The organism is Serratia sp. Nf2 (assembly GCF_003028435.1).
Lineage (GTDB): Bacteria > Pseudomonadota > Gammaproteobacteria > Enterobacterales > Enterobacteriaceae > Serratia > Serratia marcescens_L.
In genome coordinates this window covers 14,331-39,847 of record NZ_PYTW01000001.1, presented here as the reverse complement: position 1 = coordinate 39,847, position 25,517 = coordinate 14,331, and the positions used below count along the sequence as shown (strand labels likewise).

The window sequence follows — 25,517 nt, the reverse complement described above, 5'->3', positions numbered from 1 at the left end:
AATGAGCACCCTCGCCCCTCGTTAATCTGGCACGCGCCGTGCTTCTCCGTGCTGCGGCGGTATGCCGCACTCACAGGCGCAGCCCAATAGCGCTGATTTTCATCTGCAGAGAGGTGCTTCACATGAAATATGTCCACCCCGGTTTGCCTGGCTCGCTGGTTTCGTTCCGCAAACGCTATGGCAACTACATTGGCGGCAAATTCGTCGAACCGGTATCCGGCAACTACTTCACCAACACCTCGCCGGTGACCGGCCAGCCGATCGCCGAATTCCCGCGTTCCGACGCCAAAGACATCGAGCTGGCACTCGACGCGGCGCACGCGGCGGCGGATGCCTGGGGCAAAACCAGCGTGCAGGAGCGTTCCAACGTGCTGTTGGCGATCGCCGATCGCATCGAGTCGCGGCTGGAGATGCTGGCGCTGACCGAAACCTGGGACAACGGCAAACCGATCCGCGAAACCCTGAATGCCGATCTGCCGCTGGCTGTCGACCATTTCCGTTACTTCGCCGGCTGCCTGCGCGCGCAGGAAGGCACCGCGGCGGAGATCGATCAGAACACCGTGGCCTACCACATCTATGAGCCGCTGGGCGTGGTCGGCCAGATCATTCCGTGGAACTTCCCGCTGCTGATGGCCGCCTGGAAACTGGCGCCGGCGCTGGCGGGCGGTAACTGCGTGGTGCTGAAACCGGCGGAACAGACCCCGCTCGGCATCAGCGTGCTGATGGAAGAGATCGGCGATCTGCTGCCGCCGGGCGTGCTCAACGTGGTGCAAGGCTTCGGCGCCGAGGCCGGCGAAGCGCTGGCGCGCAGCAAACGCATTGAGAAGATCGCGTTCACCGGCTCCACACCGGTCGGCCGCCATATCCTCGCCTGTGCGGCGGAGAACATCATCCCCAGCACCGTCGAGCTGGGCGGCAAATCGCCGAACATCTATTTTGAAGACATCATGCAGGCGGAGCCGGAGTTTATCGACAAGGCGGTTGAGGGGCTGGTGCTGGGCTTCTTCAATCAGGGCGAGGTCTGCACCTGCCCTTCACGCGCGTTGATCCAGGAATCCATCTACCCGCAGTTTATGGAGAAAGTGCTGGCGCGCATCGCCGCCATCCGCCAGGGCGATCCCTTCGACACCGAGACCATGATCGGTGCCCAGGCGTCAAAACAGCAGTACGACAAGATCCTGTCCTACATCGACATCGCTAAAAACGAGGGAGGCAAAATCGTGGTGGGCGGCGAACCCGCCCAACGTGGCGACGAAGTGCAAAACGGTTTCTACCTGCAGCCGACGTTGATTACCGGCAACAACAGCATGCGCTTCTTCCGCGAGGAGATCTTCGGGCCGGTGATTGGCGTCACCACCTTCAAGGATGAGGCCGAAGCCTTGGCGCTGGCCAACGACACCGAGTTCGGGCTGGGTGCCGGGCTGTGGACCCGCGACATCAACCGCGCCTACCGCATGGGGCGTGCGATCAAGGCCGGGCGCGTGTGGACCAACTGTTACCACCTGTATCCGGCGCACGCCGCGTTCGGCGGGTACAAGAACTCCGGCATCGGGCGCGAAACCCACAAGGCGGCGCTGTCGCACTATCAACAGGTGAAAAACCTGCTGGTCAGCTACGACGCCAAACCGCTGGGCCTGTTCTGATTAGGGCGTAACAACAAGAAGGCCACCCGCGGGTGGCCTTTTTTAGCGATGCTTATTTCGCCATGCCGAGATCGATCACCATGCGACCGCGAATGGTGCCCGCCTTCATCTCGTCGAAGATGGCGTTGATATCGCCCAGTGGCCGTTTGGTCACTTTCGGCGTCACTTTTCCTTCGGCGGCGAACTGGAACGCCTCTTTCAGATCTTCACGCGTGCCCACCAGCGAGCCCACCACCTGAATGCCGTCCAGCACCAGGCGCGGAATGCTCAGATCCATGCTCTCCGGCGGCAGCCCCACGGCCACCACTTTACCGCCGGCGCGCACCGCATTCACCGCCGAGTTGAAGGCCGCTTTCGCCACCGCCGTCACCACCGCCGCGTGAGCGCCGCCGGTTTGCTGTTGAATGATCTCCTCCGCGTTTTGCGTTTTGGAGTTGATGGTCAGATCGGCGCCGATCTGTTTGGCGAACTCCAGCTGGCCGTCGTTGACGTCGATGGCGATCACTTTGGCGTTAAACACGTTCTTGGCGTACTGCAGCGCCAGGTTGCCCAGCCCGCCCAGGCCGTAGATGGCGATCCACTGCCCCGGCTTGATATCGGAAATCTTCACCGCCTTATAGGTGGTGACGCCGGCGCAGGTAATGCTGCTGGCGGCGAAAGAATCGAGCCCGTCCGGCACTTTCACCGCGTAGTCCGCCACCACGATGCACTCTTCCGCCATGCCGCCGTCAACGCTGTAGCCGGCGTTTTTCACCGAACGGCACAGGGTTTCGTTGCCGCTGACGCAGTATTCGCAATGGCCGCAACCCTGGTAAAACCAGGCGACGCTGGCGCGGTCACCCACTTTTAACGAGGTGACGCCCTCACCGACGGCGGAGACCACGCCGATGCCCTCATGCCCCAACGTAATGCCCGGCACCTCGCCGAAATCGCCGTTTTTCACGTGCAAATCGGTGTGGCACACCCCACAACACTCCATTTTCAATGCCGCCTCGCCGTGTTTCAGCGGGCGCAGCACTTTATCCTGAATGTCTACAGTATGGTTTTTCGTCACTACGGCAGCTTTCATGGTGTTTTCCTTAGCAGAATGGGAAGTACAGTTGTTAATGTAGTGACTGTATTCAGTGAGGGCAAGCGCCGCGTGTTTTGTGTAAAAACAAATAATTAAATATGAATCAGCATGATTATTTCATAAAAAACAATTAACAGACGGCGCGATCTCATTCGGATTGACCGCCGCCCCAGCGGCGGGGAACGATCGCGCCTCTCTGGCTTGATTCACCCCTTAAATCGATTCACGGGGATTTTCAGATAGTGTTGCCCATCGTCTTCGCAGTCAGGCAGAACGCCGCCGCGAATATTGACCTGCAGCGCCATCAGCATGAGTTCCGGGTGCGGCAGCGTGGCGTCCCGCTGTTTTCTTTGCGCAACGAACCGGGATTTATCCATGTTGACCACCCAGGGATTGTTCTCGCGCTGCTCTCTCACGGTGCTTTCCCAGCGGGCCTCACGCCCCGCCGGGCGGTAATCATGGCCGGTAAACAGGCGGGTATCCGCCGGCAGGCTCAAGATGCGCTGCAATGACTCCCACAAGGCTTCCGCATTGCCACCAGGAAAATCGGCCCTTGCGGTACCGCTGTCCGGCATGAAGAACGTATCGTGGATAAACGCCGCATCCGCAATGTAATATGTGACGGACGCCAGCGTATGCCCGGGAGACAGCAGGACTTCAGCGCGCAGGTTGCCGATAAAAAAGACGTCCCCATCCGCGAACAGCACATCCCAGACGGTATTGGCCGCAGGCAGGCCTTTTAAATTATAGATCTCTTCCCACAGCCCCTGAACGGCGGTAATTTTTTCACCGATGCCGGTGAAGGCGCCGGTTTTCTGCGCCAGCCAGGTGGCGGCCGAAAAATGATCGGCGTGCGGGTGCGTATCCAGCACCCAGGCCACTCCCCACCCCCGTTGATGGATAAAATTCAGGATATTCTTGGCCTGTTGATGCGAGACCGTGCCCGATCGGCGGTCAAAATCCAGCACCGGGTCAATAATCGCACAGCGGCGCGCCTCGGGATCGGCGACAACATACTGCAGGCTGCCGCTTTCCGGCTCATAAAACGCGTGAACTTCCGCAGTGGCCCGCACGGACCGATGCTTGCCATACCAGCTGAGCGCCTTATCGGCGTCCGCGCCGTAGTTGTCGCATTGGCGGCGAAACTGCGCTTCATCTATCTGACCTTCGCGCAGCGCATACAGCAGGGAAAGGCAGGCAGAGCGAGCCCCGCTCCTGCAGTGCGCCAGGGTCTTCCGGCCTTGCCGCAGCAGAAACTGGAAGGTGTAAACGGTCTCCCAGGTCAGCGTATCGAACGTGTAAGGGAGATAGACGTAACGCATTCCCCCTTGTTCAGCCAACGCTTTCTCTTGCTGATGGTCAAGATACTCCCCCGGCTCTTCGTCCGGCCGATTGTTGACGATAAGACGGTAGCCCTGTTGAGACAGCGCCTTGAAATCACTCGCTTCAGGTGCGCCTGAAAAGGAGAGCTGAGGGTGGTAAGTGCGGATGCGCATGTTTTTTTCCTTCCGTTTCATAGGCTTTTAAATAACATATACAGGGCCAGCGCCAGGAGCATGACGGCATAGAGCACATTGATAATGTCCTCGCGTTTTTTCAGGCGCTCGGCGAGCGCCACCCCTACCACGCCCCCCAGAACGCCGCCGACGATGAGCCAGCACGTAATGGCGATCGACACCTTTCCGGACATGGCGTAGCTGGCGCTGGTCGATAGCCCCATGGCCGCCACGACCACCAGTGAAGTTGCCACCGCCTCAACCATCGAGAAGCGGAAAAACCAGACCAGCGCCGGCACAACCAAAAATCCGCCGCCAATGCCAAGAAAACCCGCCAGCCCCCCCAGAGCGAGGACGCCAGGCCATACGATGGCGGGATGAACGGCAGAATGGGAGGACGACAAGGGGGTGTCGGCAAGGTGATTTCTTTTTAGCGTCAATCCGGCGACAACCAGCATCAACAGGGAGAAAGGCAGGGTTAAGTAGTGTCCGTCCGTGATTTTTCCCATCTGAGATCCCGCCAGGGCGCCCATGACAGCGACCAGCGAAACGACAAGCCCGGTCTGCCACCTGACGTTGCCTTTGGCAGCGTGCGCGGCCAGGTTGATCAGCGCGTTAATGGCCACCGACATGGCGCTGGTTCCTATAATCAAATGCGTATCCGGCACTTTCACCATATACAGCAATAATGGCACGCAGACGATTGACCCGCCGCTGCCGGTCAGGGCCAAGAGGAACCCCACAATTCCTCCGGTGACCACTAACAGCATCACGATATAAAAACTGAAATGGAAAAAATCCACTGCCTTAATCCCTTAATGATGCTCATGCCAATTATTAACGATCAGTTAACCGACAATGTCAAATAACTTATTTCGATTTGTTATTACATATAGCAAAATGGAATATATGATTTTTTATATAACCACAAGTTCTATGAATTCGCTTTTAATCTGGACGGTAACCCCCTACTTTCTTATGAAAGGAGGCCTGCATGAAACCAGAAAAAATAAACACCCAGAAAAGCGTCGTTGTTATTGGCGGCGGCTCATCCGGAATAGGTATCGCGGCAAGCATAAGGAAGCGAGTTAAAGACATTGATATAACGGTCGTGGAACCTAATGACTGTCATTATTATCAACCGGCATGGACTCTGGTGGGCGGCGGGCTCTTTGATATCAATAAAACACGGCGCTCCATGCGCGCTGTCCTGCCCTCAGGAACCGCATGGGTACAGGATAGCGTTGTCAGGATTGAGCCCCGTCAGAAATACATCGAGACCCGCCAAGGTCAGAAAATAAACTATGATTTTCTTATTGTTGCGTGCGGCCTCGTTTTACGCTGGGATAAAATAGAGGGCCTTGAAGACACCCTGGGATTAAACGGCGTCACGTCTAATTATCGCTTTGATCTTGCCGAATATACCTGGAAACTGATCCGGGAAATGAAAGGCGGCCAGGCGATATTTTCCCAACCAATGTTACCTATAAAGTGTGCCGGCGCACCGCAAAAAGCCTTGTATCTTTCATGCGACCACTGGCGCCGTCAAGGCATCCTGAATAATATTAACGTCAATTTTTGCCTTGCGGGCGCGGCGGTTTTCGGCATTCCGCAATTTGTCCCCCCGTTGAGCGAGTATTTGGAAAAATACCGTGCGCAGGTCAATTTCCATCATCATTTAATCCGTGTTGATGGCAAAAATCGGCGAGCGACATTTGCCGTAGAGACAAATGAAGAGGGAAAACGCGAGTTAACCCTGCCCTTCGATATGCTCCACGTGGTGCCGCCTCAATCGGCCCCGGCGTTTATTTCTCAGAGCGGGCTCGCTGAGGGATCAGGCTGGTGCGATGTGGATAAATTGACGCTGCAGCATAGGCATTGGCCGGATATTTTTGCGGTAGGCGACTGTTGCTCAACGCCAAACGCCAAAACCCTGGCGGCAGCCCGAAAGCAGGTGGTGGTGGTGGCGGAAAACGTCGCGGCGCTGATTCATGGCGCGCCTCTCACTGCCCATTATGATGGTTACGGTTCCTGTCCGTTGACGGTCGAGAAAGGCAAAGTTGTGCTGGCGGAGTTTGGCTATGACGGTAAATTGCTGCCCACGTTTCCCCTGCTCGACGCAACCCAGCCCAGCCGCCTGGCCTGGTGGTTGAAAGCCTGGTTTTTACCCCGGTTTTATTGGGCGGGCATGCTGCGTGGGGTTGAATGGTTTGCCGGCAGCAAGCGGCCGTGACGCACACTCGGCCCCCCTGGCCGCTCTGGCCGCTCTGGCCGCAGCAGACGCTTGACTATTTGGCGAGACAAAGCCACCATCGCTTGCAGGTCCCTCAGGCTGAGTGCAAGCCGTTACTACCGGTCGATCATCGATGAAAAATGCCCCCGCAGTGACGATCCACTACTGTTCACAATGCAACTGGCTGCTGCGCGCCGGCTGGATGGCGCAAGAGCTGCTGAACACCTTCGGCGACGATCTCGCCTCCGTCACCCTGATGCCGGGCACCGGCGGGGTCTATCAAATCAGCGTCGATGGCGTGATGATTTGGGATCGCAAGATTGACGGCGGCTTCCCCGATGCGGCGCAGCTAAAGCAGCGGCTGCGCGATCACAGCTTCCCCGATCGTTCTCTCGGCCACAGCGACGGTAAAAAAGCCAGGCACTGAAGGCCGTCAGCGCCCCGTCGGCGGCTGCGCGCCGATAATGCGCGGCATCGTTTCTTTCATCATTTCCATGAATTTACGTAAACGCGCGGGATAATAGCTGGCGTAGGGATACAGCAGGTAGATAGGCAGTGGCTCGGCTCGCCACAGGGGTAACAGCGTCTGCAAGGATCCTCGCGTCAATTCTTCTTTCACCACCCAAGACGACACGATCGCTACGCCCAGCCCTTCCAACGCCGCTTTGCGCGCCGCATAAAGGCTGTCGGTGCTCAACCTGGGCGCGATATCGAAACGCCGCTGTTCGCCGCTGGTCGCGTGGGTCAGGACGACCTCATTGCGATAAAAACTGTTTACCGCCAGCCACGGCAATGATGCCAAATCATCGAGATTGGCGATCGCCGGTCGTCCAGCCAACAGTGCGGGTGACGCCACCGTGCTACGCGGCACTTCCGCCAACAGTACCGCCACTACCGAAGGATCGGTCACCGCGCCCACATGAATGGCGCAGTCAACGCCTTCGGAAATGAAGTCGGGAGAGTGATCGTTGAGTGTCCACTCCACGCTGGTTTGGGGATAGCGGCGCAGATACTCCCCGAGCGGCCCGATCAGCTGATCCTGCCCAAAGGCGTGCGGAGCGCGCACGCGCAGTGCGCCGACCGGTTCGTCGCGCGCGCCGCGCAGCGTATCTTCCAGACTTTGCCATTGCGCGAGCAGGCCACGCGCTTGCTGATAGCAGCGTTCGCCATCATCGGTAAGATGGAGCGCATGCGTCGTCCGTTGGATCAACCTGGCGCCCAACAGCTGTTCCAACGCCCGCAGACGTCGGCTGATGGTCGGCTGCGAGGTGCCCAGCTGCTGCGCCGCCGCCGACAGGCTCCCGCTCTCGACAATACGCACCAGGGTTTGCAGCAGGTTTATACGGTCGCCGTTGGACAAATTAATTTTATTCATACGCATTACGTATAACAGTTTTGCCCGCATCGGGTCTACCCACCGATAACATTCACGACAAAAATAGCCGCACATCCACCTTGCCAGGAATTATCGAATGAGCCTTTCACCCACCGGCGGTGCGCTTTCTGCCAAAACCGTTTTCCTGTTGGCCACCGGTGCCGGTCTTAGCGTCGCCTCTATTTACTACAGTCAGCCGATGTTGAGCGTCATGGGCGCCGACTTCCATGTCGGCGTTGGGGATACCGGATTCGTGCCGACCCTGACCCAATTGGGGTATGCCTTGGGTATTTTGTTGCTGGCGCCGCTCGGCGATCGCCACGATCGCCGCGGGATCATTCTGGTGAAGGGCGTGCTGCTGGCCATGATGCTGCTGTTGTGCAGCCTGGTTTCCTCTTTTTCGCTGCTGTTGCTCAGCAGCCTGACGCTCGGTCTGGCTGCCACCGTCGCGCAGGACATCATCCCCGCCGCTGCCGCTCTGGCTCCGGACGCCCGACGCGGTAAAATTGTCGGCACTGTGATGACCGGGTTGCTGGCCGGTATTTTGCTGTCGCGTGTGTTCAGCGGGCTGGTCGCCGATTATTTCGGCTGGCGCAGCGTTTATGCGCTAGCCGCGCTGGCTGTTTTACCGATCACGCTGGTGATATGGCGAGCTTTGCCGCGCTTTCAGCCACACAGCACGCTGAGCTACCCCGCCTTGCTGCGTTCGATGAGCCGGCTTTGGGCCGCCTACCCTGAATTGCGGCGCGCAGCGTTGTCCCAGGCTTTTTTGTCCGTCGCCTTCAGCGCCTTCTGGTCCACGCTCGCGGTGATGCTGGCCGATCGCTATCAGCTGGGCAGCGCAGTCGCCGGCGCGTTCGGCCTGGCCGGCGCAGCGGGTGCACTGGCTGCACCGTTGGCGGGTAGTTTGGCTGACCGACATGGCCCTGACGCCGTCACTAAAATCGGCGCTGCGCTGGTAACGGTTTCTTTCGCCCTGATGTTTTTATTGCCACTGCTACCGCAATCGGCACAATTGGGACTGATCGCGCTGAGCGCCATCGGGTTTGATCTCGGCATTCAGGCCACGCTGATCGCGCACCAGACCATTATTTACGGCCTCGATCCGGCTGCCCGCAGCCGCCTTAACGCCGTTTTGTTCACGTTGGTGTTCATCGGCATGGCCACCGGCGCCTTACTGGGCAGCCGCGTACTGGAACACCTGGGATGGCCGGGCGTAGTGGCGCTGACGACGGCCGCGGCGGGCGTTGCTTGGCTGATCCGCATGACGCGCCACTCTTTGCGTGCAACAGCCTGATCCGCGCCGTGATAGGCGCTCGGATAACGCAACCGGTTGATTTCGCCCGGGTCTCCTGCGTTATACTGAGCGCTCTTTTAGCCACGTAATTAATAAAATTTTATGATTGAACGCTTGCTCGAAAACACGATGTACGCCTCCCGTTGGCTGCTCGCACCGGTTTATGTCGGCCTTTCACTGGCCCTGGTCGCCCTGTCGATCAAGTTTTTTCAGGAGATCCTGCACGTCCTGCCCAACATTTTTTCTATCGCCGAAGCCGATCTGATCCTGACCCTGCTGTCGCTGGTCGACATGGCGCTGGTGGGCGGGCTGTTGGTCATGGTGATGTTCTCCGGGTATGAAAACTTCGTCTCGCAGCTGGATATCACCGAAGGGAAAGAAAAACTGAGCTGGCTGGGTAAAATGGACGCCACCTCGCTGAAAAACAAAGTCGCCGCCTCCATCGTCGCCATCTCTTCCATTCACCTGCTGCGGGTGTTTATGGACGCCAAGAACGTGCCGGACAACAAGCTGATGTGGTATGTGATCATCCATCTCACCTTCGTGCTGTCCGCTTTCGTGATGGGCTATCTGGATAAAGTGACCCGCTCCAAGCACTAAAACGCACTGCCACACCCGGTCGTCATGATCGGGTGCCTCCCTCACGCCCCCTTCTTCGCCGTCGTTTTTCATCTGGCACATCTGATGATAATTTTATTATAATGTTATTACACTCATCATGGACTGAACGCCGGCCCTCGCACCGGTTTCGCCGCAGACAGGATCACGCTCTCCCATGCCATTGACTGGTCACCCCCTGCAATTCAACGATATTCAGGCGATTTTGCCTCATCGTTATCCCTGCCTGTTGGTCGATCGCGTGCTGCCCGCCGGCACCTGCATTGCCGAAGGGAGGCTGAGCGCCATCAAGAACATCACCGCCAATGAGCCGACGTTCTGGAACGGCCACGCGCACTTCGCCGGTTTTCCCGGCGTGCTGTTGGTGGAAGCGCTGGCGCAAAGCACCGGTCTGTTGGCCCATTACTATCTCGGGGCGCTGAACGAGGGGGAGCATTACTATTTCGCGTCCATTCAGCGCGCGCGGTTTTATCGCGCCGCCCGCCCCGGCGACCAGGTGCTGATGGAGGTCGCCTTTGTGCGCCGCCGTGGGGCGATCGCCCGCTTTACCGGCCGCGCCAGCATCGACGGCCGGCGCATTTGCACCGCCGATTTCATGTGCGCCCGTAAATAGGCCGCTTGCCGAAGGAGCCCTGCGAATACCATGTCTCTGGTTGACAGTTTACTCAAAACCCTCGATTTCTCTCCGCGCGGCCAGGTGATCGCTCGCGAAACCGACGCCTGGGGCGAAATCATCGTTTCCGACCACAAGGACTATCGCACGCTACGGTTTGACGGCATCTGCGAACAGAGCAAGATGAGCCTCAGCAACCCCGCGCAGCCGATCCACAACTACATCAAAGCGATGCTGATGGCGGTGGCCTGGCAGCCGCCGGCCTCGGCGTTGATTTTGGGGTTGGGCGGCGGCAGCTTGCTGCGTGCGCTGCACGCACTCGATCCGGCGATGCGCCTCGACGTTGTCGAGCTGCGCGCTGCGGTGATCGCCGTCGCGCGCCGCTATTTTACACTGCCGGCCACCGACACCATCAGCCTGCGCACCGCCGACGCCATGGACTTTGTGCGCCCGCCCGCCGAGACGCGTTACGATCTGATCTTCTCCGATCTCTATTCGGCGTTCGCCATGGATCCGCAGCAAGGCACCCAGACATTCCTGGAAAACTGCGCCGCGCGGCTGAATGACGGCGGTTGGCTGGTGCTGAATTATCACGATCTGCCCGACGAAAGCAGCCTGCTGTACCACAGCCTGCACCGGATATTCGGCACCGTATTGTTTTGCGTCGCCCCCAGCGGCAACGTGATCATTTACGCCACGCCGGGCAAGGTGACGTTGCCGCTGAGCGCGCTGCGCAACCTGGCCGCCGGCAGCGGCGAGCTGTTCAACTGCGAACTCGGCTACCTGTCGCGTAAAATAGAGCGGCTGCATTTCCGCTAAAGACGAGCGGCGACGCGGTCTGGCTGGCCGCTTCGCCCACGTGGTATTATCATTCAGTTATCATTCTCTGGAGGATCCTGATGGAAAAGAAAACGGCGCGGCTAACGGTGCTGATTGACCCGGACAAGAAGAAAGCCCTGGAAGAACTGTGCCTGCAGCAGGACGTCACCCCTTCCCAGGTGGTGCGCCAGCTGATCCGCGATTATCTGCACAAGCATCAGGTGGACTATCCCAGCCAACCGACTCACGCCAATCCGCGCGTCGAAAGCAATTGAACGGCGGCCTGTCCCGCCTACCGTGAAGCGCGCTTTGCCCCTGCGCGCGTCCCTAATCCGAATCCTCCGTTGCGGTCTGTCCATTCTGCAATATCGCTGCTACTGTTTCCGTTCATACTCTCTCTTCGGAAAGGAAGCGCCATGTTCAGCCATATTACCGTCGGCGTCAGCGATCTGGACGCCGCCGCCGCCTTCTACGACGCCATTCTGTTGCCGCTGGGATTACAGCGGCGAGAAGTGACGCCGGACGGCGGCCCCGCTGCCCGCTGCTGGGTGAGGCCGGGCCAAACGCTGCCGCGTTTCTACGCCTACCAACCCTTCGACAGGCAGCCCGCCAGCGCCGGCAACGGCAGCATGCTGGCCTTCCTCGCCGCCGATGAGCTGGAGGTCAAACGCGCCTACGCCGCCGGCCTGCTGGCGGGCGGCAGCAGTGAAGGCGAGCCCGGCGAACGCACGCATTACGGCAAGGGTTATTTCGGCGCTTACCTGCGCGACCCCGACGGCAACAAGGTCCATGTGGTATACCGTGGAGATCTCGCCTGATGAAATGTTCGGTTTATATCGCCACCAGCGTGGACGGGTTCATCGCCGGTGCGGACGGCGACATCGACTGGTTGCTGCGCCCCGAGTACGCGGTTTCGTTACTTAACGGCCTGAGCTATGAGGCGTTTATCGCCGACATCGACGCGCTGGTGATGGGCCGCCATACCTATGAAAAAGTCCGCGCCTTTCCCGAGTGGCCCTATGGCGACCTGCCGGTGGTGGTACTGTCGACGCAGCCGCCCGCACAACAAGATACCGGGCACGTTCGCTGGATGACTGGCGAACCGATGGCCATCGTGACGCAGTTGGCCGATCAAGGCTGCCGTCACCTGTATATCGACGGTGGCCAGACCATCCAGCGCTTCCTGCAGGTCGGGTTGATCGACGAGCTGACGATTACCCGCGTACCGCTGCTGCTGGGCGGCGGCATTCCCTTATTCGGCGCCGCTGGCCCGGAGCAGCGCCTGCGCCTGCTCGCCGTCACCCCCTCGGATAACGGGTTCGTGCAAGAACGCTACGCGGTTCAGCGCGCGTCGTAACGCAGCATCAGCCGGCGGCCGCCGAGGGCGATGAGCAACGCCGCCAGCGCCAACAGCGCCGCCACGCCGTAGGTCATCTGCATCCCGTAAGCCGCGGCCGCCGCCGCGGTGCCCGCCACCCGCAGCGAAGCCAGATAAAACAGCGCCCCCATCGCCGAAGCGCCGGTGATCGCCCCGAGATTGCGCGCCAGGTTCACCATGCCGGCGATAAGCCCACGTCGCTCGGGAAACAGATCCTTCATCAGCATGGTGTTGTTGGCCACCTGAAACAGCGCATAGCCGGCGGTCAGCAGCGCTATGGGGGCGACATAGCCGAGCACGCCCCAGCGGCTAAGCAACGACAACAACGCCGCCCCGGCGGCCACCGCCGCCAGCCCAAACTGGGCGATGCGCTGCGATCCAAAACGATCCACCAGATAACCGGCCGGAATGCCGGTCAGGATAGCCACCGCCGGCCCCGCCGACATCACCAGCCCGACCTGCGCGGCGCTAAGCCCCAGCGCGCGTGACAGGTAGAACGGGCCGACCACCAGCGTGGCGGTCATGACCGTCATCACCAGCGCGCTGGCCGCCAGCCCCGCCGTCAGGGCCGGATGGCGGAACATCGTCGGCGCCAACAGCGGCGATGCGGCGCGGCGTTCCACGCCGATGAACAGCGCCCCCGCCAACAGGGCCCCCAGCATCAACGCCAGGTTGAGCGCGCCGAAATTGCCGCGCCCAAGGGTCATCGCCAGCGAATAGCAGAGCAATGCGCCGCCCAGCAGCAGCGTACCGGCGCGATCGAACGGTTCCTGGCGCGCTGCCGGGCGAGCCCCCTCCGGCAAGTATCGCCAGGCGAGCCACAGCGCCAACAGGCCCAGCGGCAGATTGATCAGAAACATCGCCCGCCAGCCGAATCCGGCGATCAGCGCGCCGCCCAACGACGGCCCCAACGCAGTACCCACTGCCGACATCGTGCCGAGCAGCCCCATCGCACGGCCGATTTTTTCCGTGCCCAGCGCTTCGCCCGCCAGCGCCATGGCGATCGACATCATGACCGCGCCCCCCAGCCCCTGCGCCAGGCGCGCCGCCAGCAGCAGCCAAAGCTGCGGGGCCAGCGCACAAGCCAGCGAAGCGGCGGTAAACAGCGCGATACCCGCCAGCAGAAGCCGGCGGCGATTAAGGCTGTCGCCCAAGCGGCCGATGCCGATGATGCAGGTGGTGACGGCCAGCAAATAACAGAGCAATACCCACTGTGCCGCCTGGAACGAAGCATGGAACGCGGTGGCGAGCGCCGGCAGCCCGACGTTGGCGATGCTGATACCGAGCGATGACAGTAGCATGCTCAGAGACAGTGCGGCCAATATGCCGCGGACGCCCTGCGGCGAAGGATGGGATAACATGATAAACACTCCTGACATAGACTGAGGGTTAGCCTATGCCAGGGGTTGGGATGGCGGAAGACGCACGGCATGCACTGTATCCATGCGTCTGACGCCTTATCTGACGCGAGCCGTTACCAGGCGGCGATCTCCGCCTCGGTGAGCGGCAGAGTTTGGGTGACGCCGGTTTCCGCCGCCAGGGTGGCCGCCTCCAGCACCGCCATCACTGCCAGCGCCTGCGGGGCGGTAACCGGATTGCTGCCGGCGCCGCGCAGCGCGTCGCGCACCTGGACGTAATACTGACGCTGATCGCCATCCGGCGTCGGCAGCGTGCGTACCGGCTCTGTGCCGATAAACAGGCTCATCGCGTCGTCGTCTTTGCCCCACTCCGCCGAACCCGGCGTCACGCCGGCCAGCAGTTGGCTCTCCTGCCCGTCGGCGCGCGCTTTGACCACGCTGCCTTTCTCGCCGTGCACGGTAAAGCGCGACACGCCGCCCGCCACCAGCATGCTGCCGTGCAGGATCACGCGGTGCGTCGGGTAGTTGAGCACCACGTGGGCCCAGTCGTTAATCTGCGCGTTGGGGCGCAGCGTGGCGATGTTGGCCTGCACGCTGTGCGGCAAGCCGAACAGCTGCAGCGCCTGATCGACCATGTGCGGCCCCAGATCGAACCACAGCCCGCTGCCCGGCAGGTTCTGTTCGCGCCAGCGCACCCGCACTTCAGGGCGGTAGCGATCGATGTGCGACTCAAAGTGCGTCACCTTGCCGATCAGCCCCTGTTCGATCACCTGCTTCACGCCCAGGTAGTCGCTGTCCCAACGGCGGTTCTGGAACACCGACAGCAGGCGTTCGTGTTTTTCCGCCGCCGCAATCAGCGTGCGCGCCTGCGCCAAATCCAGCGTAAACGGCTTATCCACCACCACGTGCTTACCCGCCTCCAACGCGGCCAGCGCCAGCGGCGCATGGGTGTCGTTCGGCGACGCGATCACCACCAAATCCACCTCCGGCCGGCGGATCGCCTCCAGCGGATCGGCGATCACCTGCGCGTGCGGCAGATCGGCATGCACCTTGGCGGCATCGCGCGAAGCCACCACGCTCAGTTCCAACCCCGGCACCGCGTTAATCAGCGGCGCGTGAAACGCCTTGCCGACAAAGCCGTAGCCAATCAGCGCCACCTGCAACGGTCGAGCGGTATCGTTCATCAGTGTTCTCCTCTAGCGGTCGTCGGCGACGACACAAAGTTCAATCAATGACTGTTCGTCCAGGTTGTCCCACGGGCGATCGGTAAACAGCCGTTGGATCTGCGCCAGATCCGCAACGTGATGCGGTTCGCAGCGATCCAGCTTCATATGGTCGGCCACCAGCCAGCGCTCGCCGCTGTTGGCCAGCATGGCGCGTTTGACCTCTGCATCGGCCTCTTCGCCGGCGCTCAGCCCCAGCTGCGCATGCACCGCACAGGCGCCCAACAAGGCGATATCCGCGCGGTAGCGCTGCAACAACGCCAGGGTGGCGCTGCCGGCGAACAGCCGCTGGCGCGCATCCCACTGGCCGCCAAGCAGAATCAGGTTGACCTCCGGCCTGTCGCTCAAGCACTGCGCGATATCCAGCGAAGCGGTGATCACCGTCGCCGGCCCGCGCAGCGCCTGCGCCACCGCCAGCAGCGTACTGCCCGCATCCAGCATCAGGGTGCTGCCGGGTGGGATCTGCGCGGCCACCGCGCGGCCGAGCCGCTGCTTGACCTGCGGCAACAGCGCCGCGCGCGCCTGGCGCGGCATATCGGACGGTTCGAGCGCGATCGCCCCGCCGTGATGTTTCTGCGCCAACCCTTGCCGCTCGAGATCGGCCAGATCGCGGCGCACGGTATCGACCGAAACGCCGATGGCGCCGGCCAATTCCGCCACCGCCGCCTGCCCGCGTTCGCTGAGCAAATCCAGTAAATGGCGCTGTCGTGCCGCTTTGTGCATGGGTTTATTCCGCAGTAAAAAGCATAAAACAGCAATATACAGCAGAAAACAGCATCAGAGAAGCCGCAATGATGCGCACCGGAGATCAAACATCTTTTCCCCTGCGGGACGATGATGAAGGCATAACGCATAACAATCCGGAGAAGTGATGAGCATCGATCTGACGTTTGAAGACCTGAGCGCACGCGCCATGCAATACAACGCCCGCGCTTCGGTGGAGGATTTTGACGCCTGCATGGCGGAATACGCCGCGCTGGCCCAGCGCGCCAGGGCGCAGACACCCGGCATTTACGACCTGCGCTACGGCATGAGCGCCGCAGAGCGCCTCGATCTGTTCCCGGCCTGCACGCAGCCCGCCCCGCTGCTGATCTTTATTCATGGCGGCTACTGGCATTCGCAGCGCAAAGAGGAAGCCTGTTCGATGGCCGCCGCGTTTGCCCGTCGCGGCGTGGCGGTCGCCACACTGGAATACACGCTGGCGCCGGAAGCGACGCTGGCGGAGATCGTGCACGAGGTGCGCAGCGCCGTCGCCTGGCTTTATCATCACGGGGCACCCTTCGGCATCGATCCGGCACGCATTTTCGTCAGCGGCAGTTCGGCCGGCGGCCACCTGTGCGGCATGCTGATCGCCGACGGCTGGCAGCCACGCTATCGCCTGCCGCCCGACGCGATCAAAGGCGCGCTGGCGCTGAGCGGCCTCTACGATTTGCGCCCGCTGTGCGATATCTACATCAACGACTGGCTGCACCTGACGCCCGAGCAGGCGCAAACCCTCAGCCCGCTGTTTTTACTGCCGGCGAAGGACCATGCGCCGCAGATATTGCTCGACGTCGGCCAGCGGGAAACCCAAGGGTTTAAAAACCAGACGCAGGCCTACTATGACGCCTGCCTGGCGCGCGGCCTCGACGTCCAACTGCTGGCCGATCGCCACTGCAATCACTTTACGTTGGTCAACGAACTGGCCGATGCGGAAAGCGCGATGTTTCGGCAGGTGATGGCGATGATTGACGCAACGCAAGCGTAGCCTGCCGTTGCAGCCATAGCCTGGCGGCGATCGCGATCGCCGCCAGTGCGGCAAACATGGCACCGCACAGCAGGCTGCCCTGTAGCCCCCAGGCGGCGATAAACCAACCGCCCACCAACGACCCCACCGCCACGCCCAGGTTGATAAAGGCGATATACAGCCCGGTGGCGAACGCCGGCGCCTGCGGCGCTTCGGAGGTCAGCCAAATCTGCGTCACGATCAAACCGCTGGTGTGCGCCGCCCCCCAATACAGACAAAGCGCCGTCATCGCGCCGATATTCGCGCTGCCGTAGCGATACAGCAGCGCATAGGCCGCCATCAAGGCTATCGGATGCAGCTGCACCGTCACCGCACGATGGCGGCTCAGCCATCTGCCGGCCAACAGGTTGCCCACGACGCCGCCCACACCGAACGCCACCAGAAGCAAGCCGATGACGCCGTCGCTGAGGCCGATTTCACGGCTGAGGTACTCGGCCGCGTAAGCATAGACGGCAAACATGGCGGCAAAGATCAGCACGCAGGTAGTGATATTCAACCACAGCGTGCCGCTGCGCAGGATTGCCAACTGTTTGCCGTAGCTGAGACGCTGCACGGCCGTGTCAGGCAAGCGCCACAGCAATCCCAGCGCCGCCAGAAGGTTGACCAGCGCGCAAAACCGGAACGACGCCTCATAGCTGAACTGCCCGGCGATCCATTGCGTCAACGGTATCCCCAACACCATGCCCATGCTGGTGCCGACAAACGCATAAGCGGTTGCTTTGGTGGCCTGATGCGGCGGATAAAGCGCCGCGGCCGCCACCATCGCCAGTGAAAAGTAGATCGGATGAAACAACGCCGGCAAAATGCGCAGCAGCATGAGCATGGCGAAGCTGTCGGCCTGCGCGGCCAGCGCGCTGGCTACCGCAAACACGGTCAACGCGATCAACAGCATGCGTTTGCGATTGAACCGCGACGCCAGCAGCACCAACAGCGGCCCGAACAGCGCAATGGTCAGGGCGAAGACCCCGACCAGCCAGCCGGCCTGCGCCGTGGAGATGTCATAGCGCACGATGATCTGCGGTAAGATGCCCACCACGCCGAACTCGATGCAGTAAACGCCGAACAGCCCCAGCGCGATGAAGAAAATCGGTGGCATCAGGCCCATGACGGCACTCCCGTGGCGGCATAAACCGCCTGACAAATCTCGCCGACAAAGGTGCCGGACATCCCTTCCAGCGCCGTGTTGGTAAACGCCACCACGCTGAGCTGCCGGGCAGGATCGACGAACCACGAGTGGCCATAGGTGCCGCCCATTCGCCAACTGCCCACAGACTCCGGCGTTTGCGCAGCGACGGGATCTTTCAGCACGGTGATACCCAGGCCGAAGCCGCGCCCTGGCCAAAACGGCATCGGCAGATCGCCGATTTGGTTGGTGGTCAGCGCCGCCACCCAATCAGCCGGCAGCACCTGCCCGCCCCCCTGGCGCAACGTTTCCAGCAGGCGCAGGAAATCCTCGGCCGAACCGACCATGCCGGCGCCGCCGGAGGCGTACGCCTGCGGATCCAGCGCACGCGCCGGCGACAGATGAAAACCGGCGCTGCCGTCGATGAACGGTAAACGATCCGGCTGGCGCAGGCGGCGTGGCTCGCCGGGATGGTCAGCGTAAGCGGCCGCCAGGCGCGCGGCGTCCACCGCCAGGAAATCGGTATCCGTCATCGCCAGCGGCCCGGTCACCCATTTTTTGACCGCCTGCGCCAGCGGCAGGCCGCTCGCCCGTTCAATCACCGCGCCCAACACATCGGTGGCGATGGAATAACGCCACTCCGCGCCGGGCGGTGCCAGCAACGGCGCGGAAGCGATACGCCGCACATTTTCCGGCAGGCTGAGCGCCGCCTCATCCATCCCGTCGGAGACGCCCAATCGGGCGTAGCATCCGCCTTCCGGCTGAAAAAAACGGTAGCTTAGCCCGGCGGTGTGGGTCATCAAATGCCAGAGCGTCATCAACGGTTGGGTGCCATCCGCCAGTCGCGGACGAAAATCCGGCAGCCAGCGGGTAACGGGATCGTCCAATTGCATGTCTCCTCTCGCCATCATCGCCAGCGCCGCCGTGGACACGATCGGTTTGGACACCGAAGCCAGCCGAAACAGCGTATTGCACGCCATCGGTTTGCCCGCTTCGCGGTCTGCCATGCCCGCCGCGCGTCGATAAACGATCTCACCGCCCTGCGCCACCAAAACGACCGCGCCAACCAATCGTTTTTCGCACAAGGCTTTCTCTATCACGCCGTCGATCGCGTTGGCGGAGGATCCGTATTCACTCATCTTTATTGCTCCAGGTAGTCAGCCCATGCTGTCGCCACCGAGCATAGAGCGTGGCGATTAACGGAAAAACAGGCTAGATTTCCTTTCATAGCGGACATTCACGTCCGTAATGGGGTAAGCAATGGATAATCTGTCTGGGGTGAGCGTCTTTGTGCAGGCCGCCGAGACGCTGAGTTTCGTTGAGGCCGGCCGCGTGCTCGGCATTTCCGCTTCCGCGGTGGGGAAAAGCATCGCCCGCCTGGAAAATCGGCTGGGTGCACGCCTGTTCCACCGCAGCACGCGCAGCATGACGTTGACCGCCGAAGGCCGGCTGTTTCTGCTCCGCTGCCAGCGTATTCTCGGGGAATTAGCGGCAGCGGAACGGGAAATCAGCGATACGCACAGCGCGCCGCGCGGCAAGCTGCGCGTCAGTTTGCCGCAGGTGGGCGGCCTGTTGAATCCGGTGCTGGCGGAATTTGTCCGGCGTTACCCGGAGATTGAGCTGGAAACCGATTTTTCCGACCGTCGGGTCGATGTCATCGAAGACGGCTTTGATGCCGTGGTTCGCGTCGGCGAGACCGAGGATTCACGGCTGATGAGCCGCCAGCTGGGCACGTTTCATCTGCAACTGGTGGCCTCGCCGGATTATTTGCGCCAGATGGGGATCCCGCATCAACCGGCGGAACTGCAAGGCCATGCCTGCCTGCTGTACAAATTTCCCTCGACCGGCAAAGTGGAACCCTGGCCGATCGCCGGATGGGAAAAGCTGCTCGCCGAGGGGATCAATGCCCGGCTGGTCTGCAACACCGTCGATACCCTGATTTACCTGGCGGAAAGCGGCCAAGGCATTGCCTGTTTGCCGGATTTTGCCGTGAAGCGCGCGCGGGAACAGGGGCGATTGCAAGCGATCTTGTCTGAGCATTGTCACCACAGCGGCAGCTTTAAAGTTCTGTGGCCTTCCAGCAAGCATCTGACGCCGAAACTCAGGGTGTTCATCGATACGCTGAGCGCCCGGCTTTTTCGGGATTAGAGGGGGATTTACGCCAGGGAACAAGGATGGGGCAGGAAAATGCGGGGGGAGCCGGAGGACGAGAGCCGCCCCCTGGCGTGCCATTAGCCGTTTTTGCGGCCGATAGCGGAAAAGACGTTGAACACTTCACCCAGGCCGTAAATCGCGCCGAGCAAGACGGCCACCATTACCGGCACCAGGACCACTACGGTGGCCAAGCTTTCAATCATTTCTAACATCGTTCTCTCCTGGTTTATAAGCACAGCGAATCTGTGCCGGAAGAAAAGGTTTCCGGCCAATCGGTTGAGTATCGTGGGGAGGCAGTCTAAAACGTGAGCTACATCACACTTGATGCGAGCTAATGTAACTTACACAATTACATTAACGCAATGCAAAAAATGCTCTGCGCGAGGCAGGGATTGGCGTGTTTTTTTATTGCGTATCCGCTTGATATTGCGGTGAACAAGGGACAAAAGGATAGCCTGCGCGCCGCTCGACCTGCCCGGCCATTTCGGCGATGCTGGTTTGCGCCAGGCTGGCTTCCAACGCGTGACCAACGCGCTCGAACTCTTGCTCCAGCACCGGGGTAATGGCGTGGCCGATATAGCACGCATCGTTAGGCCGGGCACGGTGCAGCATGAAATACGGTTGATCCTCTACCGCGCGATACACGTCCAGCAGCGAGATCGCTTCCGCCGGCCGCGCCAGCAGCGCCCCGCCACCTTGTCCCATCTGTGAATAGGTCAGCCCGGCCTCCGCCAGTGCGCCGAGGATGCGGCGCACCACCGTCGGGTTGGTGTTGACGCTGCGCGCGATATCTTCGGAACGCACCGTCTGGCCGCGACACAGCGTGATGTTGGTCAGAATGTGGATGGCAACGGCAAATCGCGTAGAGGTAGACACCTTGGCACCTGCTCAGAGTTTCGTTTATGTCGGATTAAAACATAAGGAAAGCGTATCAATTCCCGGTAATACACATAATGAGTAGGGATAATGAGAATGTCAACCTGCCCCCGCCCGATGCCCGCTGCGGCTCACGCTTCGGTACGGATCTCCGCCACTTTATCGGGATAAAATGCCAGATGATCCTTGATTGCCAGCACGGCGTTATAGGGCATTTCATAGCTCCAGGCCACATTGGCCCCCTGCTCGCCGTTCAACACGCAGGAGAAATAACTGCAGTCACCCTTATAAGGGCAGTAGCTGACGTGCTCGTTTTTCTGCAACAGCGCCCTATTCACGTCCTCACGCGGAAAGTAAAACACCGGCGGATAGGTGGCTTCCTGCAGGATGAGCGCGTTGCGGCTGTCGGCCAGGGTTTGCCCGGCGGCACGCACGACAACCCGCGCCGGATGACGGGTCAAGGTGATCGGGTGGTCCGGACCGGGGATTTTTATCGGTTTGCCGGATGCGGAAACGAGATCGGACATGGCGGCCTCCAGAGTGTTCGCCTCGCCCCTCGCGAGACGTCTTCCCAGTATAGCCCAGCGGTTTTGCCGGCGGCCGCGCATTCGGCGAGCATTCGCTTTTCGCCGTCGCAAAATTAAGAATTTTTACCTGTTCGATTTTCTTGCAGAGGAATACATTCATCCCAACTTCTACCGGCGGATTAATCGGATTATTTTTAATCCATTAATCAGTCAATTTACCAGGAACTCATTATGAATATTAAACGTGCCGCAGGTGTGTTGGTGGTGGTGATGGCAACGCTTTCCGTTACCGCATGTGGGCATATGTCCAATCGCGATCGCAACACGGCGATCGGCGCCGGCGTGGGTGCCGTCGGCGGCGCGGTACTGACCGACGGCAGCACGCTGGGCACCCTTGGCGGCGCAGCGCTCGGCGGCATTATCGGCCACCAGACCAGCCGTTAATCATCCCGTCAAAAATAATCTCTGCAGGCCGGCGTTTTTTTAACCGATAAACGCCGGCCTGTTCTTTTATTTAACCGCAGAACTTTCTCTGAGCATGAAAAATAATAAATAACGTTAAGCGCAGCTTTATTATTCATTAATCTGCGGCAGGGTTATTTATTGCGCCGGCAGCCTGAAACGCGCCATCGCTTTTTCCAACCGTTCCGACTCGCTCTGCAACAGCTGCGAAGCCTCGGTCACCGCGTTCACCACCGTACCGGTTTGCCGCGCCACCTGATTCAGCGCCGAGATGCGCGCCGTCACGTCCTGAATGCTCTCCCCCTGATTGAGCGACGCCAGGGAAATTTCCCCCATCAGCGCACTGCATTTGTTCACCAGATCGATAATCTGGTGCAGGTTGCCCGTCAGCAGATCCACCGCCTGCGAACCTTGATCGATTTGCTGCAGCGAACGGTTGATCAACTGCTGAATATCGCGCGTCGAATGGCTGCTCTTTTGCGCCAGCAAACCCACTTCTTTAGCGACAATGGCAAAGCCGCGGCCATGAACGCCGGCGTGCGCCGCCTCGATCGCCGCATTCAGCGCCAGAATATTGGTCTGGAACGCCACGCTGTCGATCAGTGCGACGATGCCGCGCATTTCGGCCGATTGGTTGACGATCCCTTGCATCGAAACATTGACGGTTTCCATCATCTGCTCACCGGCGCCGGCGCACTGCCGGGCCTGTTCGGTTCGTTGGCTGGCCTGCTGCGCGTATTGGCCGTTTTCCTCCACCCGCGCCGCCAGCTGCTGCACGTGCTCGGTCGCCAACTGCAATTCGCCGTCCTGCTTCGCCGACTGCGCCGTCAACTGTCGATTGCCGTCCGCCAGCCGCCCGACGCCGTTCAGGATCCCACTCGCCGCATCGCGCACCTCGCTGACCAGGCGCTGCAGACCGCCCTGCATGTGGCCAATGCTGGTCTGCAGCTGTTGCATCTCGCGGTTGCATGCCCGCTCAGGCGGCAGCGGCCGCGAAAGATCGCCGGCGGCCAGCACGTTGAGGTGCGCGATTGCCCGCTGAAGCGGTGCGATCACCCAGCGAGAAACACCGAACCATACCCCCACGGCGATCAGCGCCAGCGTGGCCAGCGCGCCGAGCGCAAAGGTCCTCGCCTGCTCCAGCGCCGCCAATTGCCGTACCTTGACGTCATCGCCACGCCGTTCGTTCAGCGCCTGGTAAGCGAGATACTTCTCGTTGAAATCCGCCTGAAACGCCTGGATCGGCACGGCGAAAAACGCATCGATGCTGTCGCTGCTTTGCAACCCTTGCGCCTGCTCTTTCAGGCCGTCATAGAACAGGCGATAGCTACCCTTTAGAGCATCAACGGCCTCGGGCGCATCCGCGCTCAAACGCTCGAACTGGGCGAAGGCCTGCGCTGAAACCTGCAACGCCGCCAACGACTCGTCCAGCAGGCTGTGCCAACTGCCGTCGGAGCCGGTGGCCTTGTCCTGCAGATAATAGATGCCCGCGCGATTCAGGGTATCGCTGGCCGTCAGCAGCGACAGTCTGGCGCGATCCATCATCGCCTGCTGGCGATGCAGCGCGTCCCCCGTCACCAGGTTAACCTTGGCGTCGCGTAGAATATTGGAAATAAATACGGTAGAAAACAATTGCAGCAGAGAAAATAGCGCAATAACGCAAATTACGCCGCTTAATAAACCCATGCTCTTGCCGAAGCCAAACGCGCGCGGCAGCGCCGCCGCAGATTTTACCCTGCGGCCCAGTGTCAGTTTTATGTTCATGATTTTTAGTCAGTAATACCAGGATGCCGCGAGTCTAACGGGCATTGATGACACTAATATTTCAGCCTGCCTGGTGTCGCCCCCGCAGACCAAGACGAGCTAATAATCGGCATTGCTCGTCAACTCTCATTTTTATTTCTTGACTTGTTTAATACCGGACTTATAGTTTTTTCATTAAACAAGAAACAAAGTTTCATATATTAACCGACATTGAATTTAATATATGAAACGCTCGATAAAATCGTCTCAAATATAAAACCGATGCGCGTAAACACCCTGTTCACAGGTGAAACTCGCTCGCCTTAATAAACAGTCTACTTTCTTCAGGGGCCAGGCATGCGCAAGATTACGCTTTGTTTTTTTCTTGTTTCACCAGTGAGTTATGCGGCTGCCGTCGCATTGCCCAACGACGCTGCCGCCACCGCGGCGCCGGTAAAAAAAAGCCGCCCGGCATTTCCGCATATTCATTGGCAAAGCGAGGATAATAAAAAGAATATTGATATCGGCGGCGCGCTGCGCGCCAATTATCGCTATGAAGATTGGCACAGCAGCAATTATCGAAATCCTCCGCATTTACGCTTTGACGCCTTTCGCATCGATGCCACCGGCCAGGTAAACGACGCGTTTTTCGATAGCGGATTCTGGTTTCAGGATCGGCGCAAATACGCCATCGATCGCGCCTATGTGGGCTACCACCTGTCTGAGCGTTCCGCCGTGCAGCTTGGCGCACCGTTCAAACCGTTCGGCCTGATGCCCTACCCGCAGTTCGGCTGGTCGTACGGCATTCCGTTTTACCTCGGCTTCGGCGTCAACACCGGGCTGGGCGCAAAATACCAATACCAGCATGACGATTGGGCCTTCGACGCCGCCTACTACCCGCGCATGATGCCGACCGGCGTGCGTTACGCCCCCGACGTTGCCAGCTACGACGATCTGAAAAACACCAATTTTGCGTCGCAGCACCTGCAGCGCAACGAAAAACGCGATCAGGTGAATCTGCGGCTGACGCGCGCTTTCCATCAGGGCGGCTGGGACAATGAACTCGGCGGTTCGCTGGCGGCCTCACGGCTCTATAACCAGGCGACCGGCGATAACGGCAGCTTCTGGGCGGCGGGTTTACATACGCTGGTGAATTACGATCCCTGGCATCTGTCCGGCCAGGTGATCCGCTACGGTTACGATGCCAAAGGCCCGGCTGGGGCCAACAATTCGGTGATCCTGATGGGGGGCAACGGCCTGACGCCGGCCTATCTGATCCCGTCGCAGGCCACCACCGCCGCCATCAACCTGGCGCGTGACGTCGACGTGCCCTGGGGACCGGTGAAAAAGCTGCGGTTCTACAACGACTACAGCGTGCTTTGGAAGGACCGGCACGGCGGATCCGACTCTAAAATGAACACGCTGGGGGTGCAGGTGTTCGCCATGCCGGTGATGCTGTGGGTAGATCTGACCTGGGCGCAAAATGCTAACCCGTGGGGCGGCGTGGAAAACGCCACCGGCTGGACCGGCACCCAGTCCTCCGGCAGCAATAAATGGTATTTTCGCACCAACGTGAACATCGGTTACTACTTCTGAGCGCGGCGGGATCTACACTGAAACATCGCCGCCAGCCGGGCATGGTCGACGCGCTGTTCGCCCGCGACGCCGGGCTGGTGAACGCCGATCAGCAGGCGCTAAAGCGCCTGCTGGAATCGCGCTAA

At 60.3% G+C, this 25,517-nt stretch carries 28 protein-coding genes; 15 read left to right on the top strand and 13 right to left on the bottom strand.

Annotated elements, in window-relative coordinates:
• Window positions 1–122 precede the first annotated feature (122 nt).
• Window positions 123–1,643 (top strand): aldehyde dehydrogenase family protein, encoded by a 1,521-nt coding sequence (locus tag C9411_RS00215; RefSeq protein WP_025159746.1) that lies wholly within the window; start codon window positions 123–125, stop codon window positions 1,641–1,643.
• Window positions 1,644–1,695: 52 nt separating this feature from the next.
• Here the strand turns inward: C9411_RS00215 and adhP are convergent, their stop codons facing one another.
• The 3 genes from adhP to C9411_RS00200 form a co-directional block, all read right to left on the bottom strand.
• Window positions 1,696–2,712 carry an alcohol dehydrogenase AdhP gene (gene adhP / locus C9411_RS00210; RefSeq protein WP_004928541.1) on the bottom strand — a complete coding sequence of 339 codons (1,017 nt, stop codon included), beginning with the start codon at window positions 2,710–2,712 and terminating at the stop codon, window positions 1,696–1,698.
• A gap of 209 nt (window positions 2,713–2,921) precedes the next feature.
• Window positions 2,922–4,211: a bifunctional sulfur transferase/dioxygenase Blh gene (blh, locus tag C9411_RS00205; RefSeq protein WP_063989841.1), complete on the bottom strand. Its 1,290-nt coding sequence runs from the start codon at window positions 4,209–4,211 to the stop codon at window positions 2,922–2,924.
• A 17-nt stretch (window positions 4,212–4,228) separates the two neighbouring features.
• Entirely contained in the window at window positions 4,229–5,014 is a 786-nt protein-coding gene (locus C9411_RS00200; RefSeq protein ID WP_080473392.1) for a sulfite exporter TauE/SafE family protein, read from the bottom strand.
• 191 nt (window positions 5,015–5,205) lie between these two features.
• Here C9411_RS00200 and C9411_RS00195 point away from each other — a divergent pair, with 191 nt between their 5' ends.
• Both C9411_RS00195 and C9411_RS00190 read left to right on the top strand, forming a co-directional pair.
• On the top strand, window positions 5,206–6,444 hold the full coding sequence (locus tag C9411_RS00195; protein ID WP_107226168.1) for an FAD/NAD(P)-binding oxidoreductase: 1,239 nt from the start codon (window positions 5,206–5,208) through the stop codon (window positions 6,442–6,444).
• A 133-nt stretch (window positions 6,445–6,577) separates the two neighbouring features.
• A complete protein-coding gene (locus C9411_RS00190; RefSeq protein ID WP_004928553.1) occupies window positions 6,578–6,871 on the top strand; it encodes a SelT/SelW/SelH family protein in 294 nt (97 codons plus the stop codon).
• 6 nt (window positions 6,872–6,877) lie between these two features.
• On the opposite strand, the gene C9411_RS00185 is transcribed toward C9411_RS00190, so the two are convergent.
• A complete protein-coding gene (locus tag C9411_RS00185) occupies window positions 6,878–7,819 on the bottom strand; it encodes a LysR family transcriptional regulator (RefSeq protein WP_063989839.1) in 942 nt (313 codons plus the stop codon).
• A 97-nt stretch (window positions 7,820–7,916) separates the two neighbouring features.
• On the opposite strand from C9411_RS00185, the gene C9411_RS00180 reads away from it, so the two are divergent.
• The 7 genes from C9411_RS00180 to C9411_RS00150 all read left to right on the top strand — a co-directional run bounded on the left by C9411_RS00180 (window position 7,917) and on the right by C9411_RS00150 (window position 12,523).
• Complete coding sequence (locus tag C9411_RS00180) at window positions 7,917–9,116, top strand: MFS transporter (RefSeq protein ID WP_107226167.1); 1,200 nt, start codon at window positions 7,917–7,919, stop codon at window positions 9,114–9,116.
• A gap of 105 nt (window positions 9,117–9,221) precedes the next feature.
• On the top strand, window positions 9,222–9,716 hold the full coding sequence (locus C9411_RS00175) for a TIGR00645 family protein (RefSeq protein WP_033648490.1): 495 nt from the start codon (window positions 9,222–9,224) through the stop codon (window positions 9,714–9,716).
• 175 nt (window positions 9,717–9,891) lie between these two features.
• Window positions 9,892–10,347 carry a 3-hydroxyacyl-ACP dehydratase FabZ gene (gene fabZ / locus C9411_RS00170; RefSeq protein ID WP_049235064.1) on the top strand — a complete coding sequence of 152 codons (456 nt, stop codon included), beginning with the start codon at window positions 9,892–9,894 and terminating at the stop codon, window positions 10,345–10,347.
• Between the two features lie 30 nt (window positions 10,348–10,377).
• Window positions 10,378–11,166 carry a spermidine synthase gene (locus C9411_RS00165; protein ID WP_063989836.1) on the top strand — a complete coding sequence of 263 codons (789 nt, stop codon included), beginning with the start codon at window positions 10,378–10,380 and terminating at the stop codon, window positions 11,164–11,166.
• Window positions 11,167–11,246: 80 nt separating this feature from the next.
• On the top strand, window positions 11,247–11,441 hold the full coding sequence (locus tag C9411_RS00160) for a ribbon-helix-helix protein, CopG family (RefSeq protein ID WP_004928567.1): 195 nt from the start codon (window positions 11,247–11,249) through the stop codon (window positions 11,439–11,441).
• Between the two features lie 141 nt (window positions 11,442–11,582).
• On the top strand, window positions 11,583–11,984 hold the full coding sequence (locus C9411_RS00155) for a VOC family protein (RefSeq protein WP_107226166.1): 402 nt from the start codon (window positions 11,583–11,585) through the stop codon (window positions 11,982–11,984).
• A complete protein-coding gene (locus C9411_RS00150) occupies window positions 11,984–12,523 on the top strand; it encodes a dihydrofolate reductase family protein (protein ID WP_175089927.1) in 540 nt (179 codons plus the stop codon). The genes C9411_RS00155 and C9411_RS00150 overlap by 1 nt, the downstream gene beginning before the upstream one ends.
• Here the strand turns inward: C9411_RS00150 and C9411_RS00145 are convergent.
• The 3 genes from C9411_RS00145 to C9411_RS00135 form a co-directional block, all read right to left on the bottom strand.
• Window positions 12,508–13,905, bottom strand: a complete 1,398-nt coding sequence (locus C9411_RS00145) for an MFS transporter (protein ID WP_107226164.1) — start codon at window positions 13,903–13,905, stop codon at window positions 12,508–12,510. The genes C9411_RS00150 and C9411_RS00145 overlap by 16 nt on opposite strands.
• A 113-nt stretch (window positions 13,906–14,018) precedes the next feature.
• Window positions 14,019–15,086 carry an oxidoreductase gene (locus C9411_RS00140; RefSeq protein ID WP_063989832.1) on the bottom strand — a complete coding sequence of 356 codons (1,068 nt, stop codon included), beginning with the start codon at window positions 15,084–15,086 and terminating at the stop codon, window positions 14,019–14,021.
• 12 nt (window positions 15,087–15,098) lie between these two features.
• A complete protein-coding gene (locus C9411_RS00135) occupies window positions 15,099–15,848 on the bottom strand; it encodes a DeoR/GlpR family DNA-binding transcription regulator (RefSeq protein WP_107226163.1) in 750 nt (249 codons plus the stop codon).
• A gap of 148 nt (window positions 15,849–15,996) precedes the next feature.
• Between C9411_RS00135 and C9411_RS00130 the strand changes: the two genes are divergently transcribed.
• A complete protein-coding gene (locus C9411_RS00130; RefSeq protein WP_063989830.1) occupies window positions 15,997–16,872 on the top strand; it encodes an alpha/beta hydrolase in 876 nt (291 codons plus the stop codon).
• On the opposite strand, the gene C9411_RS00125 is transcribed toward C9411_RS00130, so the two are convergent.
• Window positions 16,799–18,016, bottom strand: a complete 1,218-nt coding sequence (locus C9411_RS00125; RefSeq protein WP_063989829.1) for an MFS transporter — start codon at window positions 18,014–18,016, stop codon at window positions 16,799–16,801. The genes C9411_RS00130 and C9411_RS00125 overlap by 74 nt on opposite strands.
• Window positions 18,007–19,173 (bottom strand): serine hydrolase, encoded by a 1,167-nt coding sequence (locus tag C9411_RS00120; protein ID WP_107226162.1) that lies wholly within the window; start codon window positions 19,171–19,173, stop codon window positions 18,007–18,009. The genes C9411_RS00125 and C9411_RS00120 overlap by 10 nt, the downstream gene beginning before the upstream one ends.
• Window positions 19,174–19,294: 121 nt before the next feature.
• Between C9411_RS00120 and C9411_RS00115 the strand changes: the two genes are divergently transcribed.
• Window positions 19,295–20,182 carry a LysR family transcriptional regulator gene (locus tag C9411_RS00115; RefSeq protein ID WP_063989827.1) on the top strand — a complete coding sequence of 296 codons (888 nt, stop codon included), beginning with the start codon at window positions 19,295–19,297 and terminating at the stop codon, window positions 20,180–20,182.
• A gap of 83 nt (window positions 20,183–20,265) precedes the next feature.
• Here C9411_RS00115 and C9411_RS00110 read toward each other — a convergent pair whose 3' ends face one another.
• From C9411_RS00110 to C9411_RS00100, 3 genes are all read right to left on the bottom strand, one after another.
• On the bottom strand, window positions 20,266–20,400 hold the full coding sequence (locus C9411_RS00110; RefSeq protein ID WP_033643027.1) for an AcrZ family multidrug efflux pump-associated protein: 135 nt from the start codon (window positions 20,398–20,400) through the stop codon (window positions 20,266–20,268).
• Between the two features lie 193 nt (window positions 20,401–20,593).
• Window positions 20,594–21,064 (bottom strand): Rrf2 family transcriptional regulator, encoded by a 471-nt coding sequence (locus C9411_RS00105; protein WP_063989826.1) that lies wholly within the window; start codon window positions 21,062–21,064, stop codon window positions 20,594–20,596.
• A 131-nt stretch (window positions 21,065–21,195) separates the two neighbouring features.
• A complete protein-coding gene (locus C9411_RS00100) occupies window positions 21,196–21,591 on the bottom strand; it encodes a DUF427 domain-containing protein (RefSeq protein WP_107226161.1) in 396 nt (131 codons plus the stop codon).
• 231 nt (window positions 21,592–21,822) lie between these two features.
• Here C9411_RS00100 and osmB point away from each other — a divergent pair, with 231 nt between their 5' ends.
• Window positions 21,823–22,035: an osmotically-inducible lipoprotein OsmB gene (osmB, locus tag C9411_RS00095; protein ID WP_004940700.1), complete on the top strand. Its 213-nt coding sequence runs from the start codon at window positions 21,823–21,825 to the stop codon at window positions 22,033–22,035.
• A gap of 156 nt (window positions 22,036–22,191) precedes the next feature.
• Here the strand turns inward: osmB and C9411_RS00090 are convergent, their stop codons facing one another.
• Window positions 22,192–23,739, bottom strand: a complete 1,548-nt coding sequence (locus C9411_RS00090) for a methyl-accepting chemotaxis protein (protein ID WP_199200113.1) — start codon at window positions 23,737–23,739, stop codon at window positions 22,192–22,194.
• A gap of 414 nt (window positions 23,740–24,153) precedes the next feature.
• Between C9411_RS00090 and C9411_RS00085 the strand changes: the two genes are divergently transcribed.
• Together C9411_RS00085 and C9411_RS25920 are read left to right on the top strand one after the other, a co-directional pair.
• Window positions 24,154–25,392 carry a hypothetical protein gene (locus C9411_RS00085; RefSeq protein WP_107226159.1) on the top strand — a complete coding sequence of 413 codons (1,239 nt, stop codon included), beginning with the start codon at window positions 24,154–24,156 and terminating at the stop codon, window positions 25,390–25,392.
• Entirely contained in the window at window positions 25,350–25,517 is a 168-nt protein-coding gene (locus C9411_RS25920) for a hypothetical protein (RefSeq protein WP_233221844.1), read from the top strand. The genes C9411_RS00085 and C9411_RS25920 overlap by 43 nt, the downstream gene beginning before the upstream one ends.

What these genes read in the sequence shown, in the direction of transcription:
- C9411_RS00215 (WP_025159746.1), top strand. Translation starts at nt 123, where the DNA reads ATGAAATATGTCCACCCCGGTTTGCCTGGCTCGCTGGTTTCGTTCCGC.
- adhP (WP_004928541.1), bottom strand. Translation starts at nt 2,712, where the DNA reads ATGAAAGCTGCCGTAGTGACGAAAAACCATACTGTAGACATTCAGGAT.
- blh (WP_063989841.1), bottom strand. Translation starts at nt 4,211, where the DNA reads ATGCGCATCCGCACTTACCACCCTCAGCTCTCCTTTTCAGGCGCACCT.
- C9411_RS00195 (WP_107226168.1), top strand. Translation starts at nt 5,206, where the DNA reads ATGAAACCAGAAAAAATAAACACCCAGAAAAGCGTCGTTGTTATTGGC.
- C9411_RS00190 (WP_004928553.1), top strand. Translation starts at nt 6,578, where the DNA reads ATGAAAAATGCCCCCGCAGTGACGATCCACTACTGTTCACAATGCAAC.
- C9411_RS00185 (WP_063989839.1), bottom strand. Translation starts at nt 7,819, where the DNA reads ATGAATAAAATTAATTTGTCCAACGGCGACCGTATAAACCTGCTGCAA.
- C9411_RS00180 (WP_107226167.1), top strand. Translation starts at nt 7,917, where the DNA reads ATGAGCCTTTCACCCACCGGCGGTGCGCTTTCTGCCAAAACCGTTTTC.
- fabZ (WP_049235064.1), top strand. Translation starts at nt 9,892, where the DNA reads ATGCCATTGACTGGTCACCCCCTGCAATTCAACGATATTCAGGCGATT.
- C9411_RS00165 (WP_063989836.1), top strand. Translation starts at nt 10,378, where the DNA reads ATGTCTCTGGTTGACAGTTTACTCAAAACCCTCGATTTCTCTCCGCGC.
- C9411_RS00160 (WP_004928567.1), top strand. Translation starts at nt 11,247, where the DNA reads ATGGAAAAGAAAACGGCGCGGCTAACGGTGCTGATTGACCCGGACAAG.
- C9411_RS00155 (WP_107226166.1), top strand. Translation starts at nt 11,583, where the DNA reads ATGTTCAGCCATATTACCGTCGGCGTCAGCGATCTGGACGCCGCCGCC.
- C9411_RS00150 (WP_175089927.1), top strand. Translation starts at nt 11,984, where the DNA reads ATGAAATGTTCGGTTTATATCGCCACCAGCGTGGACGGGTTCATCGCC.
- C9411_RS00145 (WP_107226164.1), bottom strand. Translation starts at nt 13,905, where the DNA reads ATGTTATCCCATCCTTCGCCGCAGGGCGTCCGCGGCATATTGGCCGCA.
- C9411_RS00140 (WP_063989832.1), bottom strand. Translation starts at nt 15,086, where the DNA reads ATGAACGATACCGCTCGACCGTTGCAGGTGGCGCTGATTGGCTACGGC.
- C9411_RS00135 (WP_107226163.1), bottom strand. Translation starts at nt 15,848, where the DNA reads ATGCACAAAGCGGCACGACAGCGCCATTTACTGGATTTGCTCAGCGAA.
- C9411_RS00130 (WP_063989830.1), top strand. Translation starts at nt 15,997, where the DNA reads ATGAGCATCGATCTGACGTTTGAAGACCTGAGCGCACGCGCCATGCAA.
- C9411_RS00125 (WP_063989829.1), bottom strand. Translation starts at nt 18,016, where the DNA reads ATGGGCCTGATGCCACCGATTTTCTTCATCGCGCTGGGGCTGTTCGGC.
- C9411_RS00120 (WP_107226162.1), bottom strand. Translation starts at nt 19,173, where the DNA reads ATGAGTGAATACGGATCCTCCGCCAACGCGATCGACGGCGTGATAGAG.
- C9411_RS00115 (WP_063989827.1), top strand. Translation starts at nt 19,295, where the DNA reads ATGGATAATCTGTCTGGGGTGAGCGTCTTTGTGCAGGCCGCCGAGACG.
- C9411_RS00110 (WP_033643027.1), bottom strand. Translation starts at nt 20,400, where the DNA reads ATGTTAGAAATGATTGAAAGCTTGGCCACCGTAGTGGTCCTGGTGCCG.
- C9411_RS00100 (WP_107226161.1), bottom strand. Translation starts at nt 21,591, where the DNA reads ATGTCCGATCTCGTTTCCGCATCCGGCAAACCGATAAAAATCCCCGGT.
- osmB (WP_004940700.1), top strand. Translation starts at nt 21,823, where the DNA reads ATGAATATTAAACGTGCCGCAGGTGTGTTGGTGGTGGTGATGGCAACG.
- C9411_RS00090 (WP_199200113.1), bottom strand. Translation starts at nt 23,739, where the DNA reads ATGGGTTTATTAAGCGGCGTAATTTGCGTTATTGCGCTATTTTCTCTG.
- C9411_RS00085 (WP_107226159.1), top strand. Translation starts at nt 24,154, where the DNA reads ATGCGCAAGATTACGCTTTGTTTTTTTCTTGTTTCACCAGTGAGTTAT.
- C9411_RS25920 (WP_233221844.1), top strand. Translation starts at nt 25,350, where the DNA reads ATGGTATTTTCGCACCAACGTGAACATCGGTTACTACTTCTGAGCGCG.